Annotated in this window: 21 protein-coding genes; 11 read left to right on the plus strand and 10 right to left on the minus strand. The window is 67.2% G+C overall.

Going from position 1 to position 23,543, the window contains the following annotated elements:
* Positions 1-11 precede the first annotated feature (11 nt).
* The 8 genes from ubiB to serA form a co-directional block, all read right to left on the minus strand.
* Entirely contained in the window at positions 12-1,577 is a 1,566-nt protein-coding gene (gene ubiB / locus AC1RVW_RS09330) for a ubiquinone biosynthesis regulatory protein kinase UbiB (protein ID WP_081267961.1), read from the minus strand.
* Positions 1,574-2,143: a ubiquinone biosynthesis accessory factor UbiJ gene (locus AC1RVW_RS09335; protein WP_493199470.1), complete on the minus strand. Its 570-nt coding sequence runs from the start codon at positions 2,141-2,143 to the stop codon at positions 1,574-1,576. The genes ubiB and AC1RVW_RS09335 overlap by 4 nt, the downstream gene beginning before the upstream one ends.
* A 53-nt stretch (positions 2,144-2,196) precedes the next feature.
* Positions 2,197-3,228 (minus strand): Tim44 domain-containing protein, encoded by a 1,032-nt coding sequence (locus tag AC1RVW_RS09340; RefSeq protein ID WP_106937040.1) that lies wholly within the window; start codon positions 3,226-3,228, stop codon positions 2,197-2,199.
* Positions 3,229-3,260: 32 nt separating this feature from the next.
* The gene (gene ubiE, locus AC1RVW_RS09345; protein WP_081267958.1) at positions 3,261-3,992 is read right to left on the minus strand and encodes a bifunctional demethylmenaquinone methyltransferase/2-methoxy-6-polyprenyl-1,4-benzoquinol methylase UbiE; all 732 of its coding nucleotides are present in this window, start codon (positions 3,990-3,992) and stop codon (positions 3,261-3,263) included.
* 113 nt (positions 3,993-4,105) lie between these two features.
* On the minus strand, positions 4,106-4,519 hold the full coding sequence (locus AC1RVW_RS09350; RefSeq protein WP_081267957.1) for a gamma-butyrobetaine hydroxylase family protein: 414 nt from the start codon (positions 4,517-4,519) through the stop codon (positions 4,106-4,108).
* Positions 4,519-4,965, minus strand: a complete 447-nt coding sequence (locus tag AC1RVW_RS09355; protein WP_493199473.1) for an HIT family protein — start codon at positions 4,963-4,965, stop codon at positions 4,519-4,521. Before AC1RVW_RS09355 ends, AC1RVW_RS09350 begins: the two co-directional genes overlap by 1 nt.
* Complete coding sequence (locus AC1RVW_RS09360) at positions 4,962-8,840, minus strand: DUF3683 domain-containing protein (protein WP_493199475.1); 3,879 nt, start codon at positions 8,838-8,840, stop codon at positions 4,962-4,964. The genes AC1RVW_RS09355 and AC1RVW_RS09360 overlap by 4 nt, the downstream gene beginning before the upstream one ends.
* A gap of 143 nt (positions 8,841-8,983) precedes the next feature.
* Complete coding sequence (serA, locus tag AC1RVW_RS09365) at positions 8,984-10,213, minus strand: phosphoglycerate dehydrogenase (RefSeq protein ID WP_081267954.1); 1,230 nt, start codon at positions 10,211-10,213, stop codon at positions 8,984-8,986.
* Between the two features lie 176 nt (positions 10,214-10,389).
* On the opposite strand from serA, the gene ugpB reads away from it, so the two are divergent.
* The 6 genes from ugpB to AC1RVW_RS09395 all read left to right on the plus strand — a co-directional run bounded on the left by ugpB (position 10,390) and on the right by AC1RVW_RS09395 (position 17,861).
* Positions 10,390-11,703 (plus strand): sn-glycerol-3-phosphate ABC transporter substrate-binding protein UgpB, encoded by a 1,314-nt coding sequence (gene ugpB / locus AC1RVW_RS09370; RefSeq protein ID WP_081267953.1) that lies wholly within the window; start codon positions 10,390-10,392, stop codon positions 11,701-11,703.
* Positions 11,704-11,834: 131 nt separating this feature from the next.
* Positions 11,835-12,716 (plus strand): sn-glycerol-3-phosphate ABC transporter permease UgpA, encoded by an 882-nt coding sequence (ugpA, locus tag AC1RVW_RS09375; RefSeq protein WP_081267952.1) that lies wholly within the window; start codon positions 11,835-11,837, stop codon positions 12,714-12,716.
* A 48-nt stretch (positions 12,717-12,764) separates the two neighbouring features.
* Positions 12,765-13,613 (plus strand): sn-glycerol-3-phosphate ABC transporter permease UgpE, encoded by an 849-nt coding sequence (ugpE, locus tag AC1RVW_RS09380; RefSeq protein ID WP_081267951.1) that lies wholly within the window; start codon positions 12,765-12,767, stop codon positions 13,611-13,613.
* Positions 13,614-13,631: 18 nt separating this feature from the next.
* On the plus strand, positions 13,632-14,639 hold the full coding sequence (gene ugpC / locus AC1RVW_RS09385) for a sn-glycerol-3-phosphate ABC transporter ATP-binding protein UgpC (RefSeq protein WP_081267950.1): 1,008 nt from the start codon (positions 13,632-13,634) through the stop codon (positions 14,637-14,639).
* 3 nt (positions 14,640-14,642) lie between these two features.
* Positions 14,643-15,389, plus strand: a complete 747-nt coding sequence (gene ugpQ / locus AC1RVW_RS09390) for a glycerophosphodiester phosphodiesterase (protein WP_106937036.1) — start codon at positions 14,643-14,645, stop codon at positions 15,387-15,389.
* A gap of 51 nt (positions 15,390-15,440) precedes the next feature.
* Positions 15,441-17,861 carry a DUF3772 domain-containing protein gene (locus AC1RVW_RS09395; RefSeq protein WP_493199479.1) on the plus strand — a complete coding sequence of 807 codons (2,421 nt, stop codon included), beginning with the start codon at positions 15,441-15,443 and terminating at the stop codon, positions 17,859-17,861.
* A gap of 19 nt (positions 17,862-17,880) precedes the next feature.
* Here AC1RVW_RS09395 and AC1RVW_RS09400 read toward each other — a convergent pair whose 3' ends face one another.
* Positions 17,881-18,351 (minus strand): Lrp/AsnC family transcriptional regulator, encoded by a 471-nt coding sequence (locus tag AC1RVW_RS09400; RefSeq protein ID WP_155742489.1) that lies wholly within the window; start codon positions 18,349-18,351, stop codon positions 17,881-17,883.
* Positions 18,352-18,594: 243 nt separating this feature from the next.
* Between AC1RVW_RS09400 and AC1RVW_RS09405 the strand changes: the two genes are divergently transcribed.
* The 4 genes from AC1RVW_RS09405 to AC1RVW_RS09420 all read left to right on the plus strand — a co-directional run bounded on the left by AC1RVW_RS09405 (position 18,595) and on the right by AC1RVW_RS09420 (position 21,830).
* Entirely contained in the window at positions 18,595-19,539 is a 945-nt protein-coding gene (locus AC1RVW_RS09405) for an ABC transporter substrate-binding protein (protein WP_205367360.1), read from the plus strand.
* Positions 19,540-19,621: 82 nt separating this feature from the next.
* Complete coding sequence (locus AC1RVW_RS09410) at positions 19,622-20,518, plus strand: ABC transporter permease (RefSeq protein WP_106937033.1); 897 nt, start codon at positions 19,622-19,624, stop codon at positions 20,516-20,518.
* On the plus strand, positions 20,518-21,312 hold the full coding sequence (locus AC1RVW_RS09415) for an ABC transporter ATP-binding protein (RefSeq protein ID WP_081267945.1): 795 nt from the start codon (positions 20,518-20,520) through the stop codon (positions 21,310-21,312). The genes AC1RVW_RS09410 and AC1RVW_RS09415 overlap by 1 nt, the downstream gene beginning before the upstream one ends.
* The gene (locus AC1RVW_RS09420) at positions 21,312-21,830 is read left to right on the plus strand and encodes a GNAT family N-acetyltransferase (protein WP_493199482.1); all 519 of its coding nucleotides are present in this window, start codon (positions 21,312-21,314) and stop codon (positions 21,828-21,830) included. Before AC1RVW_RS09415 ends, AC1RVW_RS09420 begins: the two co-directional genes overlap by 1 nt.
* A gap of 7 nt (positions 21,831-21,837) precedes the next feature.
* Here the strand turns inward: AC1RVW_RS09420 and AC1RVW_RS09425 are convergent, their stop codons facing one another.
* Entirely contained in the window at positions 21,838-22,116 is a 279-nt protein-coding gene (locus AC1RVW_RS09425; RefSeq protein ID WP_081267943.1) for a hypothetical protein, read from the minus strand.
* Positions 22,117-22,229: 113 nt separating this feature from the next.
* Here AC1RVW_RS09425 and hemA point away from each other — a divergent pair, with 113 nt between their 5' ends.
* Positions 22,230-23,501 carry a glutamyl-tRNA reductase gene (hemA, locus tag AC1RVW_RS09430; RefSeq protein ID WP_493199484.1) on the plus strand — a complete coding sequence of 424 codons (1,272 nt, stop codon included), beginning with the start codon at positions 22,230-22,232 and terminating at the stop codon, positions 23,499-23,501.
* The last annotated feature ends 42 nt before the right edge of the window (positions 23,502-23,543 follow it).

The raw sequence follows: 23,543 nt of genomic DNA on the forward strand, positions 1-23,543 counted from the left end.
CGGAAACTCCTCTAGAACAGACGCACGCGCACCAGCAACTGCATGGCGAGCAACCCCAATACAAAACCTATGCCACCGTAGACGATGGTTTGTAACAACCGATTCGTGCGCTTCTGCTCGGCCAGCAGTTCGAGCAGCTCGCGGCGGTTGTCGGCGGGCCGATTTTCGAGGAAATCGTGCAGCAGCCGCGGCAATTGGGGCAGCAATTTGGCGTACCGGGGCGCTTCGGCCCGGAGCTGCTGGAACAGCTTCTTGGGGCCGATCTGGTCGACCATCCACTTTTCGAGGAAAGGCTTGGCGGTGGCCCAGAGGTCGAGCTCGGGGTCGATGTTGCGGCCCAGGCCCTCGATGTTGAGCAGCGTCTTCTGCAGCAGCACCAGCTGCGGCTGGATCTCGACGTGGAAGCGGCGCGAGGTCTGGAACAGGCGCATCAGCACCATGCCCAGCGAGATTTCCTTCAGCGGCCGGTCGAAGTACGGCTCGCAGACGGTGCGGATGGCCGCCTCCAGCTCGTCGATGCGGGTGCCCACCGGCACCCAGCCGCTTTCGAGGTGCAATTCGGCCACGCGCTTGTAGTCGCGCCGGAAGAAGGCCACGAAGTTCTGCGCCAGGTATTCCTTGTCCGATTCGGTCAGCGTGCCGATGATCCCGAAGTCCAGCGAGATGTAGCGCCCGAAGGTCTCGGGCTCCAGGCTCACCTGGATGTTGCCGGGGTGCATGTCGGCATGGAAGAAGCCGTCGCGGAACACCTGGGTGAAGAAGATCGTGACGCCGTCGCGCGCCAGCTTGGGAATGTCGACGCCGGCCGCGCGCAGGCGGTCCATCTGCGCGATGGGCACGCCCTTCATGCGCTCCATCACGATGACCTCGGGGTGGCAGAAGTCCCAGAACATCTCGGGGATCAGCACCAGGTCGAGCTCTGACATGTTGCGGCGCAGCTGGGCCGCGTTGGCGGCCTCGCGCACCAGGTCGAGTTCGTCGTGCAGGTATTTGTCGAACTCGCCGACCACCTCGCGCGGCTTCAGCCGCTTGCCATCGGCCGAGAGGCCCTCGACCCAGCCGGCCATCATGGCCATGAGCGCCAGGTCTTTCTCGATCACGCCGCGCATGTTGGGGCGCAGCACCTTGACCGCGACCTCGCGCAGTTCGCCCTCGTTGGTGCGGATGGTCGCGAAGTGCACCTGGGCGATCGATGCGCTGGCGATGGGTGTCTCGTCGAACTGCACGAACACGTCGCCCACCGGACGGCGGAACGCGCGCTCGATGGTGGCGATCGCCACCGCCGAGGGGAACGGCGGCACGCGGTCCTGCAGGAAGGCCAGTTCGTCGGCGATGTCGGGCGGCAGCAGGTCGCGCCGGGTCGACAGCACCTGGCCGAACTTCACGAAGATGGGGCCCAGCCTTTCGAGCGCCTCGCGCAGCCGCTGGCCGCGCGGCGCGTCGAGGTTGCGGCCGACGGACACGACGCGCGCGACCACGCGCAGCCAGGGCTTCTGGAAGCTCGTGAGCACGAGCTCGTCGAGTCCGTACCGCAGCGCGACCCAGACGATGAACAAGCCGCGATAGAAGCGCCTCATTCGGCGTTGCTCGCCGAGCCGGTCGTCGAAGCGCCGGCGCGCGCCGTGCGGTCGCCGACGAACTGGCGCAGCGCGCCCACCACGCGCCGCACGGCGTTGCCGAGCGTGTGCGCGGGCACGTCGCCGATCACGCGGGCAATGTCGTCCTCGATGTCCCAGCGCACGTGATCGACCAGCCAGTTGACCTCTGCGGCCAGCTGCACGTCGCCAATGATCTGCACGGAGGGCTTGTCGCCGCGCAGCGTGGCGCGGGCGATGTCGAAGGGGGAATCTTCGGTGACGGTGAGCGTGAGCTCGGGCACCGAGCCTGCCGGGGCCAGGTCGAGCAGGCCGGCCGGCGTGGCCACCAGTTCCATGGTCACGAAGCGCCACTGGAAGCGCACCACCCGCCCCTGCTGGCGCAGAAGCCGCTGCTGGGCTTCAGGCTCCTGCTGCAGCACGTGGTTCAGGAACAGGACCGCGCGGTGCTGGATCTCGTGGACTGCCCAGTCCGGCGGCTGGAGGCGCTCGCCGATGCGATTGAAAAGGTCGCCGAGAAAAGAAAAAGGGGACGATGGTGTGGCCATAGTCCCCATTATCCGGTCTGTACCGCGGCCGGGCGCCGGCCGCGGCCCGGTTTTTACTGTAGAGCCTGCACGCCGGCCACGAGCCAGCCGCTGGTGCCGCTGATGGGCTTGGTCATGTTCCAGACTTCGCGGAACGGGCCGGGGCCCGCCGAGGCGTCTTCGCGGATCATGCCGGAGAACTCCACGCTCGCCATGTAGGCGTCGGGCAGCTCCTCGATGCCGAGCAGCTTGGCGTCGAGCATCACGACTTCGGTCTTGTTCGAAGCGCCGCCGGTGTGGCTGGCGCGGTCGGCCAGCTGCGAGCGGATCTCGTCGACCATGCTGTCGGTCATCATGGAACGCAGCATCGACACGTCGGCGCGATCCCATGCGTCCTGCAGCGTCACGAAGTTGCGCTTGGCGGCGCCGAGGAAGCCCTCGACGTCGAAGCCGGCGGGAATGCCCCACGACTGCGAACCACCCAGTGCCGAGCCGATCATGCTGCCGCCGGCCGCCGCACCCGCTGCGGAAAGGCTGCTGCCGTGGCCTGCGGCGGGCGTCGCGTCGAATGCGGTCGCATTGCGCTCCCATGGGCGTGCCGATGCATCGTTGCCCACGTTGGCCGGGCTGTACTGCACCGGTGCGCTGGCATTGCTCGGGCTGGCGCCCGCGCCCTGGAACGCGAAACCGCCCTGGCGGCTGGCGCCCGAGGCTTGCTGCGAGCGTGCCTTGATCATGCGCCACGCCACCACGCCGGCCAGCACGAGCAGGCCGATCAACAGGATGTTGCCGAAGCCCGCGCCAAGGCCGAGCGAATTTGCGAGCCATGCGAGGCCCAGGCCGGCCGCGAGGCCGCCGAGCATCGCACCCCAGGGGCGCTTCGGTGCGGCGGCCGCGGGAGCGGCGGCACCGGGCTTGGCCGCTGCCGCGTTGGACGCGCCTTGCTGCGCGGGTGCGCCGGGCGCTGCCGGCGGAGTGGCCTGGCGCTGCGTCACGTTGGACGACTGGCGTCCCACCGACTTGCCGCCACCCATGCGGGCCGCTTCGGCCTGGACACTGCCCAGCACCATCGCGACCGCCAAGAACAAAGTACCCAAACTCTTCATGTCGTCTCCTCTTGAGCGAAAGATTCGCCTCATCAACATTTGATTCCAACATGGAGGGCGGCGATGCCACCAGTCATGTTGTGATAGTCCACATGTCCGAAACCGCCCTCTTTCATGAGGGTCTTGAGCTCCTCTTGCGAGGGGTGCATCCGGATGGATTCGGCCAGGTAGCGATAGCTCGCGTCGTCGCCGGCCACGAGCTTGCCCAGGCGCGGCAGCACGTTGAAGGAGTACCAGTCGTAGGCCTTGGCCAGCGGCTTGGCGACCTTCGAGAACTCCAGCACGAGCAGCTTGCCGCGCGGCTTGAGCACGCGGTTCATCTCTTTCAGCGCGATGTCCTTGTGGGTCATGTTGCGCAGGCCGAAGGCCACGGTGACCACGTCGAAGTGGTTGTCGGGGAAAGGCAGCTTCTCGGCGTCGCAGACCATCGTGGGCAACGACACGCCGGCGTCGAGCAATCGGTCGCGGCCGGTGCGCAGCATGGCTTCGTTGATGTCGGTGTGGACCACCTCGCCGGTGGCGCCGACCTTCTTGGCGAAGGCCAGGGCGAGGTCGCCGGTGCCGCCCGCGATGTCGAGGACACGCGAGCCTTCGCCCACGTTCGCGACCATCACGGTGTAGGCCTTCCATGCACGGTGCAGGCCCGCGGACATCAGATCGTTCATGACGTCGTAGCGCGAGGCGACCGAGTCGAAGACGCCGCGTACGCGTTTCGCCTTCTCGCTTTCGTCGACTGTTTCGAAGCCGAAGTGTGTGGTGCTCATGCAACCGATGTTAGGCCGGAAGCCTTCACATCAAGCCGACGACCCCGCACGCACGGCGGACATTTGTTGCTTTTTCCGCCCGCCCTTTAAGGGTGTAGGGCCATGGCTCCAGCTCAGTGGCTGCTGCAGCCGTGCCCGCCCTGCTCGATCATCGGCGCGTCTCGATCGACGCCTGCAGCGGCCAGCCTCTGCTCGTAAGTGGCCCACAGCTCGGCCTGCTTCGCGCCCAGTTCGTAGAGCAGGTCCCACGAGTAGATGCCGGTGTTGTGGCCGTCGCTGAAGGTCGGCTGCACGGCATAGTTGCCCACGGCTTCGAGGTCGACCAGCTCCACGTCGCGCTTGCCGGTCTGCAGGATTTCCTGGCCCGGGCCATGGCCCTGCACCTCGGCCGAAGGCGAGTAGATGCGCATCAGCTCGAAGGGAATGCGAAAGCTCGCGCCGTCCGAGAAGCCCACCTCGAGCACGCGCGACTGGCCGTGAACGGTGATCGATTGCGGCGTCGGTGCGCCCGGTTTCAAGCCTGCCATCAGAAACTCCTTGTGCCCAGTCGCTCGATCATCGCAGCCTCCAGGGCCTGCAGCTGCGAGGCGATCTCCGCCTCGTGTGCCGCATTGCGCTCGCGCTGCGCCGGAGCCCACACGGAGCCGGGGAAATGGCTGTCGCCGGCAAAGCGCGCGATCACGTGCCAGTGCAGATGCGGCACCATGTTGCCGAGCGCGGCGATGTTCATCTTGGCGGGCTTGAGCCGCTCGCGCATGCACTGCTCGACCACGGCCACCGCCTCCATGCACAGCACGCGATCGGCTGCGTCCAGGTCGGAGAACTCCGCCGCGTGGTCGCGCCAGACCACGCGATAGAAGGCCGGGAAGCCCGCTTCCTCCGCATGGATCACGCGCAGCTTCGCGCCTTCGAACACGAGGCGCCCGCCCGGGCCTTCGCAGAGCAAGCAGCCTTGCCGCGCCGCCCCGGTCATACCAGCACCCGCTCGATGCCGCCCTGGTTGGCGGCCGCCACGTAGGTGGGCATCCAGTCGGCGCCGAGGATCTTGTTGGCCATCTCGACCACGATGTAGTCGGCTTCGAGCAGGCCGTTGTTCAGGTCGTTGCCGTAGCGCGAGAGGCCCTGCAGGCAGCTCGGGCAGCTGGTGAGGATCTTCACGTTGTCCTGTGCGCCGACCTTGCCGCTGTCGCGCAGCGCGGCCTCGCCCTTCTTCAGCTCTTCTTCCTTGCGGAAGCGGATCTGCGTAGAGATGTCGGGCCGCGAAACGCCCAGCGTGCCCGACTCGCCGCAGCAGCGGTCGTTCTTGAGCACGTTGTCGCCGACCAGCGCCTTCACGGTCTTCATCGGGTCCTGCTGCTTCATCGGCGAATGGCAGGGGTCGTGGTACAGGTAGCCGCCACCGCCGGCATCGGCCAGCGTGATGCCCTTTTCGAGCAGGTATTCGTGGATGTCGATGATGCGGCAGCCCGGGAAGATCTTGTCGAACTGGTAGCCCTGCAGCTGGTCGTAGCAAGTGCCGCAGCTCACCACCACCGTCTTGATGTCGAGGTAGTTGAGCGTGTTGGCCACGCGGTGGAAGAGCACGCGGTTGTCCGTGATCATCTTCTCGGCCTTGTCGAACTGGCCGCTGCCGCGCTGCGGATAGCCGCAGCACAGGTAGCCCGGCGGCAGCACGGTCTGCACGCCCGCATGCCACAGCATGGCCTGCGTGGCCAGCCCCACCTGCGAGAACAGCCGCTCCGAACCGCACCCCGGGAAGTAGAAGACCGCCTCGGTCTCCGAGGTGGTGGCTTTCGGGTTGCGGATGATCGGCACGTAGTCGGCATCCTCGATGTCGAGCAGCGCGCGCGCCGTCTGCTTTGGCAGGCCGCCCGGCATCTTCTTGTTGATGAAGTGGATCACCTGCTCCTTGATGGGCGCCGCGCCCAGCGACGCCGGAGGCGCGGCGGTCTGCTTCTTCGCGAGGCCGCGCAGCAGGTCGTTGGCCAGCCGCTGCGCCTTGAAGCCCACGCCCACCATGCCCGCGCGCATCGTCTTGATGGTCTGCGGGTTGGTCGCGTTGAGGAAGAACATCGCGGCCGCGTTGCCGGGGCGGAAGCTCTTCTGGCCCATCTTGCGCAGCAGGTTGCGCATGTTCATCGACACGTCGCCGAAGTCGATCTTCACCGGGCACGGCGTGAGGCACTTGTGGCACACGGTGCAGTGGTCGGCCACGTCCTCGAACTCTTCCCAGTGCTTGATGCTCACGCCGCGCCGCGTCTGCTCTTCGTAGAGGAAGGCCTCCACCAGCAGCGAGGTGGCGAGGATCTTGTTGCGCGGGCTGTAGAGCAGGTTGGCGCGCGGCACGTGCGTGGCGCACACCGGCTTGCACTTGCCGCAGCGCAGGCAGTCCTTCACGCTGTCGGCAATGGCGCCGATGTCGCTCTGCTGCATGATCAGCGACTCGTGGCCCATGAGGCCGAAGCTCGGCGTGTAGGCGTTGGTCAGGTCGGCATGCAGCGTCTCGACCTGGCCGGCGGGCGCGCGCAGCAGCTTGCCCTTGTTGAAGCGGCCTTCGGGGTCGACCTTGGCCTTGTATTCGGTGAACGGGCGCAGTTCCTCGTCGCTCAGGAACTCGAGCTTGGTGATGCCGATGCCGTGCTCGCCCGAGATCACGCCGTCGAGGCTGCGCGCCAGCGCCATGATGCGCACCACCGCGGCATGCGCGGTCTGCAGCATCTCGTAGTTGTCGCTGTTGACGGGAATGTTGGTGTGCACGTTGCCGTCGCCCGCGTGCATGTGCAGCGCGACCCACACGCGGCCCTTGAGCACGCGCTTGTGGATGGCCGTGCATTCGGCCAGGATCGGCGCGAACTCGGCGCCCGAGAAAATCTCCTGCAGCGGCTGGCGCAGCTGCGTCTTCCAGCTCGCGCGCAGGGTGTGGTCCTGCAGCTGCGCGAACTGCGCATCGACATCGCGCAGCCAGCCGGCCCACAGCGCCCGCACCTCTTGCACCAGCGCCACGGCCTGCGCCACGCGGTCTTCGAGCAGTTCGGCCGCGGGAATCTCGTGCGCGTCGTCGGTCTTGCCCAGCGGCAGGTTGCCCCGCGTGAGGAAGGCCTCCAGTTCGTCGGTCAGCGCCAGCTTGTTCTGCAGCGACAGCTCGATGTTGATGCGCTCGATGCCGTCGCTGTACTCGGCCATGCGCGGCAGCGGGATCACCACGTCTTCGTTGATCTTGAAGGCGTTGGTGTGCTTGCTGATGGCGGCCGTGCGCTTGCGGTCGAGCCAGAACTTCTTGCGCGCCTCGGGGCTGATGGCAATGAAGCCTTCGCCGCTGCGCGAATTGGCGATGCGCACCACTTCCGAGGTGACGCGGGCCACCGCATCGGCGTCGTCGCCGGCGATGTCGCCGAACAGCACCATCTTGGGAAGGCCGCCGTGCTTCTTCGACTTGGTGGCGTAGCCCACGGCCTTCAGATAGCGGTCGTCCAGGTGCTCCAGGCCGGCCAGCAGCACGCCGGAGCGCTTCTGCTCGGCGAACATGAAGTCCTTGATCTCGACGATGCTGGGCACCGCGTCCTTGGCGTTGCCGAAGAACTCCAGGCAGACGGTGCGGGTGTGCGCCGGCATGCGGTGCACCACCCAGCGGCAGCTGGTGATGAGGCCGTCGCAGCCCTCTTTCTGGATGCCCGGCAGGCCCGACAGGAACTTGTCGGTCACGTCCTTGCCGAGGCCTTCCTTGCGGAAGGTGCGGCCCGGGATGTCCAGGCGCTCGGTGCGCAGCTTGGTCTTGCCGTCGGCCGCGTAGTACTGCAGCTCGAACACGGCGCTCTCGGCGTCGTGGATCTTGCCGAGGTTGTGGCCGAAGCGCGTGACTTCGAGCCATTCGGCCTGCGGCGTGACCATGCGCCACGAGGCGAGGTTGTCGAGCGCCGTACCCCAGAGCACGGCCTTCTTGCCGCCCGCGTTCATGGCCACGTTGCCGCCCACGCAGGAGGCTTCGGCAGAGGTCGGGTCGACCGCGAACACGAAGCCCGCGCGCTCGGCCGCGTCGGCCACGCGCTGCGTGACCACGCCGGCCTCGGTCCAGATGGTCGGCACGGACGCATCCAGGCCGGGCAGCGAGACATGCTCGACCTCGGTCATCGCCTCGAGCTTCTCGGTGTTGATGACCACGCTCTTCCAGGTCAGCGGAATGGCGCCGCCGGTGTAGCCGGTGCCGCCCCCGCGCGGAATGATGGTCAGGCCCAGCTCGATGCAGCCCTTGACCAGCAGCGCCATCTCGGCCTCGGTGTCGGGGCACAGCACCACGAAGGGGTACTCCACGCGCCAGTCGGTGGCGTCCGTCACATGCGACACGCGCGACAGCCCGTCGAACTTGATGTTGTCCTTGGCCGTGAGCCGGCGCAGCACGCGCGTGGCCTTGCGGCGCAGGGCGGCGACGTCGCGGAACTTGGTGTCGAAGGCAGCCACGGCGTCGCCCACCAGGCCGGTGAGCTCGCCCACGAGCTGGTCGCGCGGCAGGTCGCTGTCGGGGGTGCGTCGCTTCTGCACTTCGGCCAGGCGGTGCCTGAGGGCATCGACCAGTTGGCCGCGCCGGCGCGGGTTGTCGAGCAGGTCGTCGACGAGATAGGGGTTGCGCTGCACGACCCAGATGTCGCCCAGCACCTCGTAGAGCATGCGCGCCGATCGGCCGGTGCGGCGCTCGGCGCGCAGGTTCTGGAGCAGGTCCCAGCCGCGTTCGCCCAGCAGGCGAATCACGATCTCGCGGTCGGAGAAACTGGTGTAGTTGTACGGGATCTCGCGCAGTCGCACAGGCTCTGCGGCCTGTGACAACAGCGTATTCAACGCGGTCGGAGCATTCATCGGGGTGGCGCCTCGGCCAGGCGCTGCGCGCCCACTCAGCCGGGCCGGAGATTTTAGGGCAGCGACTGGGGTCTTGCCTCGTGGCGCCCGCTACGCCCTTGTGCTAAGCGCGGCGGTGCCGCGTCCCGGCACCCCGGAAAAGCTCAGAACAGCACGCGGCTGCGGATGGTGCCGTTCACCTTGGCCAGCTTCTCCAGCGCCAGGTCGGACGAGGCGGCGTCGATGTCCATCACCACGTAGCCGACCTTCTCGTTGGTCTGCAGGTACTGCGAGGCGATGTTGATGTTGTTGTCCGAGAAGATCTTGTTGATCTCCGACAGCACGCCCGGCACGTTCCGGTGGATGTGCAGCAGGCGGTGCTTGCCGGGGTGCGCGGGCAGCGCGACCTCGGGGAAGTTGACCGACGAGATCGAGGTGCCGTTGTCGCTGTACTTGACCAGCTTCTCCGCCACTTCCCCGCCGATGTTGGCCTGCGCCTCCATGGTCGAGCCGCCGATGTGCGGGGTCAGGATCACGTTGTCCAGGCCGCGCAGCGGGGACACGAACTCGTCCTTGTTGCTGCCCGGCTCGACCGGGAACACGTCGATGGCGGCGCCCCAGAGCTTCCTGGCCTTGATGGCGGCGGCCAGGGCGTCGATCTCGACGACGGTGCCGCGCGCGGCGTTGATCAGGATGCCGCCCGGCTTCATGGCGGCGATTTCGGCCTCGCCGATCATCCACTTGGTGGACGGCAGCTCGGGCACGTGCAGGGTCACGATGTCGCTCTGGGCCAGCAGGTCGTGCAGCTTGGGCACCTGGCGGGCATTCCCCAGCGGCAGCTTGCTGACCACGTCGTAGAAGGCCACATGCATGCCCAGCGCTTCGGCCAGCACGGAAAGCTGGGTGCCGATGGAGCCGTAGCCCACGATGCCCAGCGTCTTGCCGCGGATTTCGTGCGAATTGACGGCCGACTTGAGCCAGCCGCCGCGGTGCGCCAGGGCATTTTTCTCAGGGATGCCGCGCAGCAGCAGGATGGCCTCGGCCAGCACCAGTTCGGCCACCGAGCGGGTGTTGGAGTAGGGGGCGTTGAAAACCGCCACGCCGCGCTCGCGGGCGGCGTCCAGGTCGACCTGGTTGGTGCCGATGCAGAAGCAGCCCACCGCCACCAGCTTGGGCGCGGCCGACAGCACGTCGGCCGTGAGCTGGCTTTGCGACCGGATGCCCAGGAAGTGCACGTCGGCCAGCTTGGCCTTGAGCTCTTCGCCCTGCAGGGCCTTGGGCAGGGTCTCGATCTGACTGTAGCCGGCCTCGCGGATCACCTCGATGGCCGAAGGATGAATGCCCTCAAGAAGAAGGAACTTGATCTTGCTTTTGTCGAGAGAGGTTTTGCTCATTCCCGAAGGCTAGCATGGTGCAGCGCAGCAAGCCGATGCACCAAACAGGAGCGCGGATGGTCAAAAGGGTTTCCCCGGTTTGAGTGAAATCGCGTTCATGCGAAAACAATCGCCGCGAAACGTTCATATTCGTAACCTAATATCGCGGGTTTCTCAAACCCTCAGGAGTTTTCTTCATGCGCTTCAAGACGCTCGCCATCGCTTCGGCGCTGGCCACCTCGCTGGTGATGCCAGTTCTCGCCCAGGCCCAGACTGAAATCCAGTGGTGGCATTCGATGGATGGCGCCCTGAACGACTGGGTCAACGACCTGGCCAAGCAGTTCAACGAGAGCCAGAAGGACTACAAGGTCGTTCCCACCTACAAGGGCGAATACGACCAGTCCATGGCAGCCGGCATCGCCGCCTTCCGTTCGGGCAACGCGCCCGACATCCTCCAGGTGTTCGAAGTGGGCACCGCCACCATGATGTACTCCAAGGGCGCCATCAAGCCCGTGGCCGACGTCATGAAGGAAGGCGGCCAGAAGTTCGACCCCAAGGCGTACATCCCCGCCGTGGCCGGCTACTACACGGCCCCCAACGGCCAGATGCTGTCGTTCCCGTTCAACAGCTCGACGACGGTGTTCTATTACAACAAGGACGCCTTCAAGACCGCCGGCCTGGACCCTGAAAAGGCCCCCGCCACCTGGCCCGAAGTCGTTGCGGCCGCCGCCAAGCTCAAGGCCAGCGGCAACCAGTGCCCGTTCACCACCTCGTGGATGAGCTGGGCCCAGCTCGAGAGCTTCTCGGCCTGGCACAACACCTCGTACGCCACCAAGAACAACGGCTTCGGCGGCCTCGACGCGCGCCTGGAATTCAACTCGCCGCTGCACGTTCGCCACTTCGAGAACCTGTCCAACATGGCCAAGCAGGGCCTGTTCGTCTACAAGGGCCGCGCCAGCAAGCCCATCACCTCGTTCACCTCGGGTGAATGCGCCATGTTCATCGGCTCGTCGGGCAGCTACGCCAGCGTGAAGCGCGACGCCAAGTTCAAGTTCGCCGAGTCGGCGCTGCCGTACTACCCGGACGTGCAGGGCGCGCCCCAGAACACCATCGTCGGTGGTGCCAGCCTGTGGGTGATGTCGGGCAAGCCGGCCGCCAACTACAAGGGCGTGGCCGCGTTCTTCACCTTCCTGTCGAGCCCCAAGGTCCAGTCCGAGAGCCACATGCGCACCGGCTACCTGCCGATCACCATGGCTTCCTATGAGCTGACCGAGAAGACCGGCTTCTACAAGGAAAACCCGGGCACCGACGTGGCCGTGAACCAGATGATCAAGAAGACGACCGACAAGTCGCGTGGCGTGCGCCTGGGCAACCTGCCCCAGATCCGCGCCATCGAAGACGAGGAAACCGAGCTGATCTGGACCGGTAAAAAGACGCCGAAGGAAGCCCTGGACAGCGCCGTCAAGCGCGGAAACGAACTTTTGGTGAAATTCCAGGCCGCAAACAAGTAAGCTCTGCACCCGGCGAATCGGCGCGAACGAATGTTCGTTTCGGTTCGTTTTAACATCGCAAGCCAGCCTGCCCCCGTGCAGTGCTGGCTGTTTGCTTATTTAGTGTGTCTGTGACCTGAACGCCCTCTCCCATGGAAAAACGCGTCCTCTTCCGCTCGAGCTGGCTGCCCTGGGCTTTGCTCGCCCCGCAGCTGATCATCGTCGGCGTCTTCTTTTTCTGGCCCGCCGGCCAGGCGCTGGTGCAGTCGCTGCAGCAGCAGGATGCCTTCGGCAATTCGGTCACATGGGTCGGATTCGACAATTTCGTGGCGCTGTGGAACGACAGCACCTACATGGCGTCGTTCCAGACCACGCTGATCTTCTCGACGCTGGTGACGGTGCTCGGCCTGTCCATCGCGCTGGTGCTGGCCGTCTTTGCCGACCGCGTGGTGCGCGGCTCGCGCTTCTACCGCAGCGTGCTGATCCTGCCGTACGCGGTGGCGCCGGTGGTCACCGGGCTGCTCTGGTCGTTCATGTTCTCGTCGTCGATCGGCATCGTCGCGTACTGGCTCAAGAAGATGGGCTTCAGCTGGAACCACCTGCTCAACGGCGGCGACGCGATGGCGCTGGTCGTGATGGCGGCGGTCTGGAAGCAGATCTCGTACAACTTCCTGTTCTTCCTGGCGGGCCTGCAATCGATCCCTAAGTCGCTGATCGAGGCCGCGGCCATCGACGGCGCGCGCCCGATGCGCCGCTTCTGGACGATCCAGTTCCCCCTGCTCACCCCCACCACCTTCTTCCTGCTGGTGATCAACATGGTGTACGCCTTCTTCGACACCTTCGCGATCATCGACGCCACCACGCAGGGCGGCCCCGGCAAGGACACCGCCACGCTGGTCTACCGCGTGTACTTCGACGGCTTCCGCGGCATGGACTTCGGCGGCGCGGCCGCGCAGTCGGTCGTGCTGATGGCCATCGTCATCTGCCTCACGGTGCTGCAGTTCCGCTACGTCGAAAAGAAGGTCCAGTACTGATGACCTCCCCCCTCATGCAACTCGATCCCACCACCACGGAGGCCCGCCATGGTTGAGCGCCGCCCCTCCCTCGGCATCCTCGCGCACGCGATCATGATCTTCGGCGTGCTGCTGGTGGTCTTCCCGATCTACCTGGCCTTCGTCGCCTCCACGCACACGCCGCAGGAAATCATGCAGGCGCCGATGCCGATCCTGCCCGGCGCCAACTTCTGGGAAACCTACAAGGCCGCGCTGACCGGCGGCGGGCGCACCAGCACCAACGTGTCGGTGGCCCGCATGATCTGGGTCAGCTCGGTCATCACCTTCATCATCACCTTCGGCAAGATCAGCATCTCGCTGCTGTCGGCCTTCGCGGTGGTGTACTTCCGCTTCCCGCTGCGCAGCCTGTGCTTCTGGCTGATCTTCATCACGCTGATGCTGCCGGTCGAAGTGCGCATCGGCCCGACCTACCAGGTGGTCGCCAGCCTCGGCATGATCAACACCTTCGCCGGGCTCTCGGTGCCGCTGATCGCCTCGGCCACGGCCACCTTCCTGTTCCGCCAGTTCTTCCTGACGGTGCCCGACGAGCTGGTGGAAGCCGCCCGGGTGGACGGCGCCGGGGCCATGCGCTTCTTCAAGGACATCCTGCTGCCGCTGTCGAAGACCAGCATCGCGGCGCTGTTCGTGATCCAGTTCATCTACGGCTGGAACCAGTACCTCTGGCCGCTGATCGCCGCGACCAGCGAGAACATGTACCCGATCGTGGTCGGCATCAAGGCCATGACCGGCAACGGCGAATCGCCCGTGGACTGGAACGTGGTCATGGCCACCGCCGTGCTCGCCATGCTGCCGCCGGGCATCGTGGTGGTGCTGATGCAGAAGTGGTTCGTCAAGGGCCTGGTAGATACCGACAAATAAACGCAGAACGAACGAAACATGGCTGCTCTCTCTCTACGCAACGTCATCAAGCGCTACGGCCACGGGCCGAAAGCCAACCAGGTCATCCACGGCGTGAGCGCCGAGATCGCCGACCACGAATTCATCGTCATCGTCGGCCCCTCGGGCTGCGGCAAGTCGACGCTGCTGCGCATGGTGGCCGGCCTCGAGGAAATCTCGGCCGGCGAAATCTCCATCGGCAACCGCGTGGTGAACAACCTCGAGCCGTCCGAGCGCGACATCGCGATGGTGTTCCAGAACTACGCGCTCTACCCGCACATGACGGTGTTCGCCAACATGGCCTACGGCCTGAAGATCCTCAAGGTGCCGGTGCCCGAGATCAAGGCGCGCGTGGACAAGGCCGCGAAGATCCTCGAGCTGGGCCACCTGCTGGAGCGCAAGCCGCGCGAACTCTCCGGCGGCCAGCGCCAGCGCGTGGCCATGGGCCGCGCCATCGTGCGCCAGCCGCAGGTGTTCCTGTTCGACGAGCCGCTGTCCAACCTCGACGCCAAGCTGCGCGCGCAGACCCGCCTCGAAATCCAGAAGCTGCACCGCGAGCTCGGCATCACCTCGCTGTTCGTCACGCACGACCAGGTCGAGGCCATGACGCTGGCGCAGCGCATCATCGTGATGAACGGCGGCGTGATGGACCAGTTCGCGACGCCCGAGGAGGTGTACAACCGCCCAGCCACCACCTTCGTGGCGAGCTTCATAGGCTCGCCGCCCATGAACCTGCTCAAGCACGCGCCGGGCGTGCGCCCGGGCCAGATCCTGGGCATCCGACCCGAACACATGAAGCTCGACGAAAGCGGCTGGTCGGTGCAGGTCGAGCAGGTCGAGCTGCTGGGCGCCGAGCGCCTGGTGTACGGCCGCATCGGCGACGAGCAGATCATCATGCGCACCGACGAAGGCGACCGCCCGCCGGTGGCCGGCGACACGGTGAAGATCGCCGCGCGCGAAGAAAAGCTGCACTGGTTCGACGCCGGCTCCGGCAAGCGCGTGGATTGAACGATGAGCGAGCTGAAGCCCTGGCCCTACCCCCGCTGGGTCGCGCATCGCGGCGCCGGCAAGCTGGCGCCTGAAAACACGCTGGCCGCCTTCAGGCTGGGCGCGGCCCACGGCTATCGCATGTTCGAGTGCGACGCCAAGCTCAGCGCCGACGGCGTGCCGTTCCTGATGCACGACGCCAAGCTCGAGCGCACCACCAGCGGCCGCGGCATCGGCGGCGAGCAGCCCTGGAGCGCGCTGTCGCAGCTCGACGCCGGCGGCTGGCATTCGCGCGGCCATGCCGGCGAGCCACTGCCCACGCTGCAGAACATCGCGCGCTTCTGCCTGGCCAACGGCCACCTGCTGAACATCGAGATCAAGCCCACGCCGGGCGTCGAGCGCGAGACCGGCGAGGTGGTGGCGCGCGAAGCCGCCCGCCTGTGGCAGGGCGCGGCCGTGCCGCCGCTGCTCACCTCATTCCAGGTCGATTCGCTGAAAGGCGCGCAAGCGGCCCAGCCCGAGCTGCCGCGCGGCCTGCTGCTCGACTCGCTCTGGAAGGGCTGGCTCGAAGCCGCCCGGCAGCTCGGCTGCGTGGCCATCGTCTGCAACCACGCGCTGTGGGACGCCGGCGTGGTCGCGCAGGTGCACGGCGCCGGCATGCGCGCGCTGAGCTACACGGTGAACGACGAGTGGGCCGCGAAGCGGCTGATCGACCTCGGCACCGACGGCATCATCACCGACCGGGTCGACCTCTTTCCTCCGGCCGGCTGAGGCTGCATTTCTTACCGGTTCTTACGCAATGGCGGCTTCTATGATGCGGCCATGAGTTGGACCCTACGTTTCGCGACCTTCTGCCTCGCCGCGCTGCTGACGTGCGGCGGCGCAATGGCGCAGCCCGACAGCAGCAACAACAGCGGCACCGCCACAGCCGTCGCTCCGACGCCCACGGTCGCCGAACTGCGCGCCCAGTTCAACAAGCTCAGCGCCGCCGCCGAAACCGACGATGACGCGCGCAAGCTGCTCGCGCAGATCAACGACATCGGCACGCAGGCCGACAAGTTCGTCGCCGCGCGCACCGGCGAGCTGGCCGACCTGAACGCCCGCCTCGGCGAGCTCGGCAACCCGCCCGGGGCCGGCGCCACCGAAGACCCCGACATCACCCGCCAGCGTGCGCGCCTGACCAAGGAGCGCAACGCGCTGGACGCCGACATCCGGCTCGCGCGACTGCTGTCGGTCGACGTGCGCCAGCGCGGCACCGACCTCGTCACGCAGCGCCGGGAACTGTTCGAGGCTCAGCTCACCGAGCGCGCCGCCTCCCCGCTCACCGGACGCTTCTGGACCGACCTGCAGGACGCCTGGCCCGACGACCTGGAACGGCTGCGGACCATGGGCTCGGCGCTCAGCGCGGGTTTCGACCAGGCACTGGCGCCCGCATCGCTCACGCTGGTGATCGCGACACTCATCGGCGCATTGCTGTTGGCATGGCTGGGCGTCTGGGCCGCCGAGCGCCTGCTCACCCGGCTCGCGACCCGGATGCTGCCCGCCGGCCGGCTGCGGCGCTCGCTGCTGGTGATCGGGATCGTGGGGAGCCATGTGCTGCTGGTGGCCGTGGCGGCGCATGGCTTCGTGGAGGTGCTCAAGGCGCACGCCACATGGGACCCGCTGGCGCGCAAGGCGCTGCAGTCCTCGGCGCAGGCGCTGACCTTCATGGCTTTCGTCATCGGACTGGGCCGCGCCCTTCTGGCCACGGCCCGGCCTTCCTGGCGGCTGCCGCCGATTCCCGACGCCACGGCCAGCAAGCTCGCGGCGCTGCCCTGGCTGGTGGCGCTGGTGGCGGCACTGGCCTGGACGCCGGCCGAAGTCAACGCGCTGGTCGACGCCAGCTTTGCCGCCGTGGTGGCCACGCACGTGCTCACGGCGCTGATCCTCACCGCGCTGGTCGGCACGGTGATCTACCGGCTGAAGGCCCTGCGCGCGGACGCCCCCGCGGCTGGCCTGCCCGAGCGGCCGATGTGGGTCGGCCTGCTGGTGGCGCTGATCGGCGCGCTGATGATCGCCATCTGGGTGCTGGTGGGCCTGGGCTACGTGGCGCTGGGCAGCTTCCTGGCCTCTCAGCTCACCTGGACCGGCATCGTGGCGGCGGCCTTCTATGTGCTGTTCAAGTTCGCCGACGACGTGTTCATGGCCATCGCGTCGTCGCGCAGCGCCTTCGGCCAGAAGCTGCAGAAGAGCTTCGGCCTCGCGCCGCAGACGCTGGACCAGGCGGCCACGGTGCTGTCGGGCATCAGCCGCGTCGCATTGTTCGTGTACATGCTGATCGCGCTGGCCGCGCCGCTGGGCACCTCGCCGGGCGAGGTGTTCCAGCGCGGCGGCAAGCTCGGCTCCGGCGTGAAGGTGGGCGAGTTCCAGCTGGTGCCGGGCGCGATCCTCAGCGCGCTGACGGTGGCGGTGGTGGGCTTCATCATGCTGCGGGTGTTCAAGCGCTGGCTCACGCGCAGCTACCTGCCGAACACGCAGTTCGAGCCGGGCATGCAGAGCTCCATCACCACGCTGCTGGGCTACGTCGGCGGCATCATGGTGATCGCGTTCACGCTGTCGGCGCTGGGCATCGGCATCGAGCGCATCGCGTGGGTGGCGAGCGCGCTGTCGGTGGGTATCGGCTTCGGCCTGCAGGCGATCGTGCAGAACTTCATCTCGGGGCTGATCCTGCTGGCGGAGCAGCCGGTGAAGGTGGGCGACTGGGTGGTGCTGGGCACGGCCGAGGGCGACGTGCGGCGCATCAACGTGCGCGCCACCGAAATCCAGCTGGGCGACCGCTCCACGCTGATCGTGCCGAACTCGGAGTTCATCACCAAGACCGTGCGCAACATGACCCTGGCCAACGCCGAGGGCCGCGTGCTGATCCGCCTGCCGATGCCGCTGACCACCGACGCGCAGCGCGTGCGCGAGCTGATCCTGGCGGCCTGCAAGGCGCATGAGGGCGTGCTGGAAACGCCGGCGCCCTCGCTCACGCTCGAAGGCATAGAGAACGGGCTGCTGATCTTCCAGGCCATTGCCTACGTGGCGAGCCCCCGGCTGGCGGGCGGGGTGCGCAGCGACCTGCTGTTCGTGATCCTGGACGAGCTGAAGAAGGCCTCGCTGCCGCTGGCGGTGCCGACGATGGTGATGGCGGCCGCGCCAGAGGCACCGGCGCCCGTCGTGCCTTCATCGCCCGCCTCGCCGATCCCCGGCGTGCAGAGCTGAGCGAAGCGCCGCGCCGCCCTCACTCCAGAGGCAGCGCGGTGGTGAACTTGATCTCGTTGAGGCACACGCTCGAACGCACCGCCGACACCCCGGGCATGTGCATCAGCGTGTGCATCAGGAACTGCGAGAGCGACTCCAGGTCCTGCGCGACGACCTTGAGCACGTAGTCGAAGTCGCCCGTCACCGAATAGCACTCCAGGATCTGCTTCATGTCGGCGATCAGGTCCTGGAACTTGGGCAGTTCGTCGACATGGCCGCGCGCCATGGTCACGTGGATGAAGGCGATCACGCCCAGCCCGACCCGGCGCGCATTCAGCCGCGCCGCGTAGCCGTGCACCAGCCCCAGTTCCTCGAGCCGCCGATGGCGCCTCAGGCACTGGGCGGGCGAAAGATTGGCCACCTCCGCCAGCTCCAGATTGGATGCGCGGCCGTTCGTCTGGAGGTGTTCGAGAATCCGCCGGTCGATCCGGTCGAGTTCGACGTCGTGCAATTTCATTTCCATTGATCCGTTGCGGATGCAATTTTATGGTGCAAAGCGGGGTAAGTCCGGACCTTTCATGCACCTTAATTGTGCAAAGTACGATCTAGACTCCGAGCGCCGGGATTGCTGCACGCATTCCCGGCCCGCTGGATTTACTGCCCCGGCCCCGCCGGCGGCGCACTCAGACGCATCCATTTCCCCTCCGGAGACCCCTACGTGAAAAACGCTTTGCTTCGCACACCCTTCAGCGCAATGGCCCTGGCCCTCGGCATGCTGGCCGCCGCGCCTTCGTTCGCGGCCGACACCAAGTCGGTGGCCGTGACGGCCATCGTGGAGCATCCGGCGCTGGACGCCGTGCGCGACGGCGTGAAGGCGGAGCTCAAGGCTTCGGGCTACGAAGAGGGCAAGAACCTCAAGTTCACCTATCAAAGCGCGCAAGGCAACGTGGGCACCGCCGCCCAGATCGCCCGCAAGTACGTGGGCGACGCGCCCGACGTGATCGTCGCCATCGCCACCCCGTCGGCGCAGGCCGTGGTTGCCTCGACCAAGACCATTCCGGTCGTGTACTCGGCCATCACCGACCCGGTGGCGGCCAAGCTGGTGAAGAACTGGGAGGCCAGCGGCACCAACGTGACGGGCGTGTCCGACCTGTCGCCGCTGGAAAAGCATGTTGGCCTCATCAAGCAGGTGGTGCCGAACGCCAAGCGCATCGGCGTGATCTACAGCCCCGGTGAAGCCAACTCGGTGGCCATCGTCGAGTCGCTCAAGAAGGCCGCCTCGGCCGCCGGCATGACGGTGGTCGAGGCCGCCGCCGCCCGCACGGTGGACGTGCCGACCGCCGCCCAGAGCCTGGTCGGCAAGGCCGACGTGATCTACACGCCGACCGACAACAACGTGGTCTCGGCCTTCGAAGGCATCGTGAAGGTGGCCCAGCAGGCCAAGCTGCCGGTGGTTGCGGCCGACACGGCCACCGTGGAGCGCGGCGCCGTGGCCGCACTGGGCCTGAACTACAGCGACATCGGCCGCCAGACCGGCAAGATCGTGGTGCGCATCCTCAAGGGCGAGAAGCCCGGCACCATCGCCTCGCAGACCAGCACCAACTTCGAGCTGGTGGTGAACCCCGGCGCGGCCAAGCTGCAGGGCGTGACGCTGTCCGACGAGCTGCTGAAGACGGCGAAGGTCGTGAGCACCAAGTAAGCCCTTCGACGGGCCCGCGCCCCGGTCTCATCCACCGGGGCGGGCCCGTTGTTGCCTCGCCGCCTGCCGGAAGCCTCCCCACATGTCCCTCATCGCCTCGCTGGGCGCCATCGAGATCGGTCTGATATTCGGACTGGTCGCGCTGGGCGTCTTCATGTCGTTTCGCATCATCAATTTTCCCGACCTCACGGTGGACGGCAGCTTCCCGCTGGGCGCCGCCGTGGCCGCGACGCTGATCGTCGCTGGCTGGAACCCTGCGGCCGCCACCGCGGTGGCCTGCGTGGCCGGCGCCGCCGCGGGCTGGGTCACGGCCTGGCTCAACGTCAAGCTGAAGATCATGCAATTGCTCGCGAGCATCCTGGTGATGATCGCGCTGTACTCCATCAACCTGCGCGTGATGGGCAAGCCCAACGTGGCGCTCATCACCGAACCCACGGTGTTCAGCATGGTCGACTTCGGCGGCATGCCCGAGCAGTGGGCCAAGCCGCTGTTGCTGCTTCTCATCGTGATCGTCGCCAAGATCCTGGTCGACATGTTCTTCGCCTCCGAAGCCGGCCTGGCGATGCGCGCCACCGGCGGCAACGCGCGCATGGCGCGGGCCCAGGGCATTTCGACCGACTTCCACACCATGGCCGGCCTGGCGCTGTCGAACGCGCTGGTGGCGCTGGCCGGCGCGCTGTTCGCGCAGAGCCAGGGCACGGCGGACATCTCGATGGGCGTGGGCACGATCGTGATCGGCCTGGCCGCGGTGATCATCGGCGAGACGCTGCTGCCGGCGCGCAGCATGGTCATCACCACCCTGGCCTGCGTGCTGGGCGCGCTGCTCTACCGCTTCTTCATCGCGATGGCGCTGAACACCGACTTCATGGGCCTGCAGGCGCAAGACCTGAACCTGGTCACCGCCGTGCTGGTGGCGTTCGCGCTGCTGGTGCCGGCCTACAAGCGCAAGCTGCGCGCGCTTTTCAAGGGGAAGAACTGATGCTGCGCGCCCAACAACTCGAGATGACCTTCAACCCGGGCACCCCGATCGAGAACCGCGTGCTGCGCGGGCTCGGCCTGGAGATTCCCACCGGTCAGTTCGTCACCGTGATCGGCTCGAACGGCGCGGGCAAGTCGACCTTTCTCAATGCGGTGAGCGGCGACCTGATCGTCGACAAGGGCAGCATCGAGATCGACGGAAAAGACGTGACCCGCATGAACGCCTGGCAGCGCTCGGGCATGGTGGCCCGCGTGTTCCAGGATCCGATGGCCGGCACCTGCGAGGCGCTGACCATCGAGGAGAACATGGCGCTGGCCTGGAAGCGCGGCGAGCGGCGGGCCTTCGGCTTCGCGCTCAACCGCAACCTGCGCGAGCTGTTCCGCGAGAAGCTGTCGATCCTGAAGCTGGGGCTGGAGAACCGCCTGGCCGACCGCATCGGGCTGCTGTCGGGCGGCCAGCGGCAGGCGGTGAGCCTGCTGATGGCCTCGCTCAAGCCCTCGCGCATCCTGCTGCTCGACGAGCACACCGCCGCGCTCGACCCCAAGACCGCCGCCTTCGTGCTGGAGCTGACGGCCAAGATCGTCGAGGCCGGCCAGCTCACCGCGATGATGGTGACGCACAGCATGCGCCAGGCGCTGGACTACGGCTCGCGCACGGTGATGCTGCACGAGGGCCAGGTGATCCTCGATGTGGCCGGCCCACAGCGCGCCGGCCTCGACGTGCCCGACCTGCTGCGCATGTTCGAGCAGACCCGCGGCGAGAAGCTGGACGACGACAAGCTGCTGCTGGCCTGATGGTGCCGGACGCCGCCTTCGTGCGCGCCATGCGCGCCGCCGACCTCGACGCCGTGCTGGCGATCCAGCTCGCCTGCTACGGCGCGGGCTTCGTGGAAGACGGCGAGCTGATCGCGCGCCGGCTCGCGGCCGCGCCCCATACGGGCTGGGTCGCCGAGCATGGCGGCGGCGTGCGGGCCTATCTGGCGGGCTATCCGTCGGTGGCCGGCAAGCTGACGCCGCTGCACGGCGAGTTCGAAGTGGCCGCACAGGCCGATTCGCTGTACCTGCACGACCTGGCGGTGCACCCCGACGCCGCGGGGCTGGGCCTCGGCCCACGGCTGGTGCGCCATGCCTGGGCGCATGCGGCGCAGGCCGGATGGCGGCATTCGACGCTGGTGTCGGTGCAGTCTTCGGTCGGTTTCTGGGAGCGCCAGGGCTATGCGGCAACGCAGCCCGATGGCGCCGAACAGCAGGCCCGGCTGGCCACCTACCCCGGCCGGTCGATCTACATGATCCGCCGGCTGGACCCGGCCTGAGCGGTTTTCAGCGGCGCCAGCCGCGCATCGCCAGCCATTGCACGGTGCCGCAGACCACCACGAGCGCGGCGTACGTCGCCATCATCCCGTCGCGCCCGAACACCGCCAGGCCGGCCGCCAGCACCGCGACACCGGCCGCGAAAACAAGCACCAGTTGCGCCCACCAGCGCGGTACGCCGGCACGCCTGCCGCCCAGGTAGCGGCCGGCGAACACCAGCACCAGCGCCATGAAGGCGGCCGGTGCGACGAAATTGAGCAGGTGATCGAGGAGGTCGGACAGGTCCATCGGGGGGGCCGCATGCGTGCGGGAGGTCATGCGGCGGGGCTTATGGCTGTCATAGGGAAAGCCATTTGTCCCTGCGCAAGCCCGGCGCGGCTGCTGATTTTATAATCACGGGCATGTCTGTCTGGGCTCTTGGCTTGAACCACACGACCGCGCCGCTCGATCTGCGCGGTCGTTTTGCGTTCGCGCTCGACCAGATCGCCCCCACGCTGCAGAGCCTGCGCAGCTCTTTCGGCACCGGCCGCCACCCCCAGGTCGAGGCCGCGATCATCTCCACGTGCAACCGCACCGAGATCTATTGCGCGTCCGAACACGCCGCACTCGACCACACCTTCGGCTGGCTGGCCCAGAGCGGCGGCGTGGCACCCGCCCTGCTTCGCTCGCACGCCTACACCCTGCATGACGACGAAGCCGCGCGCCACGCCTTCCGCGTGGCCAGCGGGCTCGATTCGATGGTGCTGGGCGAGGCCCAGATCCTCGGCCAGATGAAAGACGCCGTGCGCGCGGCCGAAACCGCCGGCGCACTCGGCAGCACGCTCAACCAGCTGTTCCAGCGCTCCTTTGCCGTGGCCAAGGAAGTGCGCACCGCCACCGAGATCGGCGCGCACTCCATCAGCATGGCCGCCGCGGCCGTGCGCCTGGCCGGCCAGCTCTTCGAAGACCTGCGCAAGACGCGCGTGCTGTTCGTCGGCGCCGGCGAAATGATCGACCTCGCGGCCACGCACTTCGCGGCCAAGGAGCCCAAGTCGATCGGCATCGCCAACCGCACGCTCGAGCGCGGCGAGAAGCTGGCCTCGCGCTTCGGCGGCGAAGCCTTGCGGCTGGCCGACCTGCCCGCGCGGCTGGCGGAGTTCGACATCGTCGTGAGCTGCACCGCGAGCACGCTGCCGATCATCGGCCTGGGTGCCGTGGAGCGCGCGCTCAAGGCACGCAAGCACCGCCCGATGTTCATGGTCGACCTGGCCGTGCCGCGCGACATCGAGCCCGAAGTGAAGGCGCTCGAGGACGTGTACCTCTACACCGTCGACGACCTCGCGCAGGTGGTGCAGCAGGGCCACGCCAACCGTCAGGCCGCCGTGGCGCAGGCCGAAGTCATCATCGATGCCGGCGTGCAGAGCTTCATGCACTGGCTGGGCCAGCGCGGCACCGTGCCGCTGATCCAGCAGCTCAACGCGCAGGCCGACGAATGGCGTGCCGCCGAGATGGCGCGTGCGCGCAAGCTGCTGGCCAAGGGCGAATCGGTCGAGGCCGTGCTCGAGGCCATGTCGCGCGGTCTCACGCAGAAGATGATGCACGGCGCGCTGGCCGAACTGCACGCGGGCGACGCCACCTCGCGCGAGCAGACCGCGCAGACCATCTCGCGCCTGTTCCTGCGCAAAGAGCGTTAGCGACGCTCGCCAGCGGCCCGGCCACGGCCTTCTCCTGGCCGG

This window comes from Variovorax sp. MPBD4-3, from assembly GCF_058809745.1.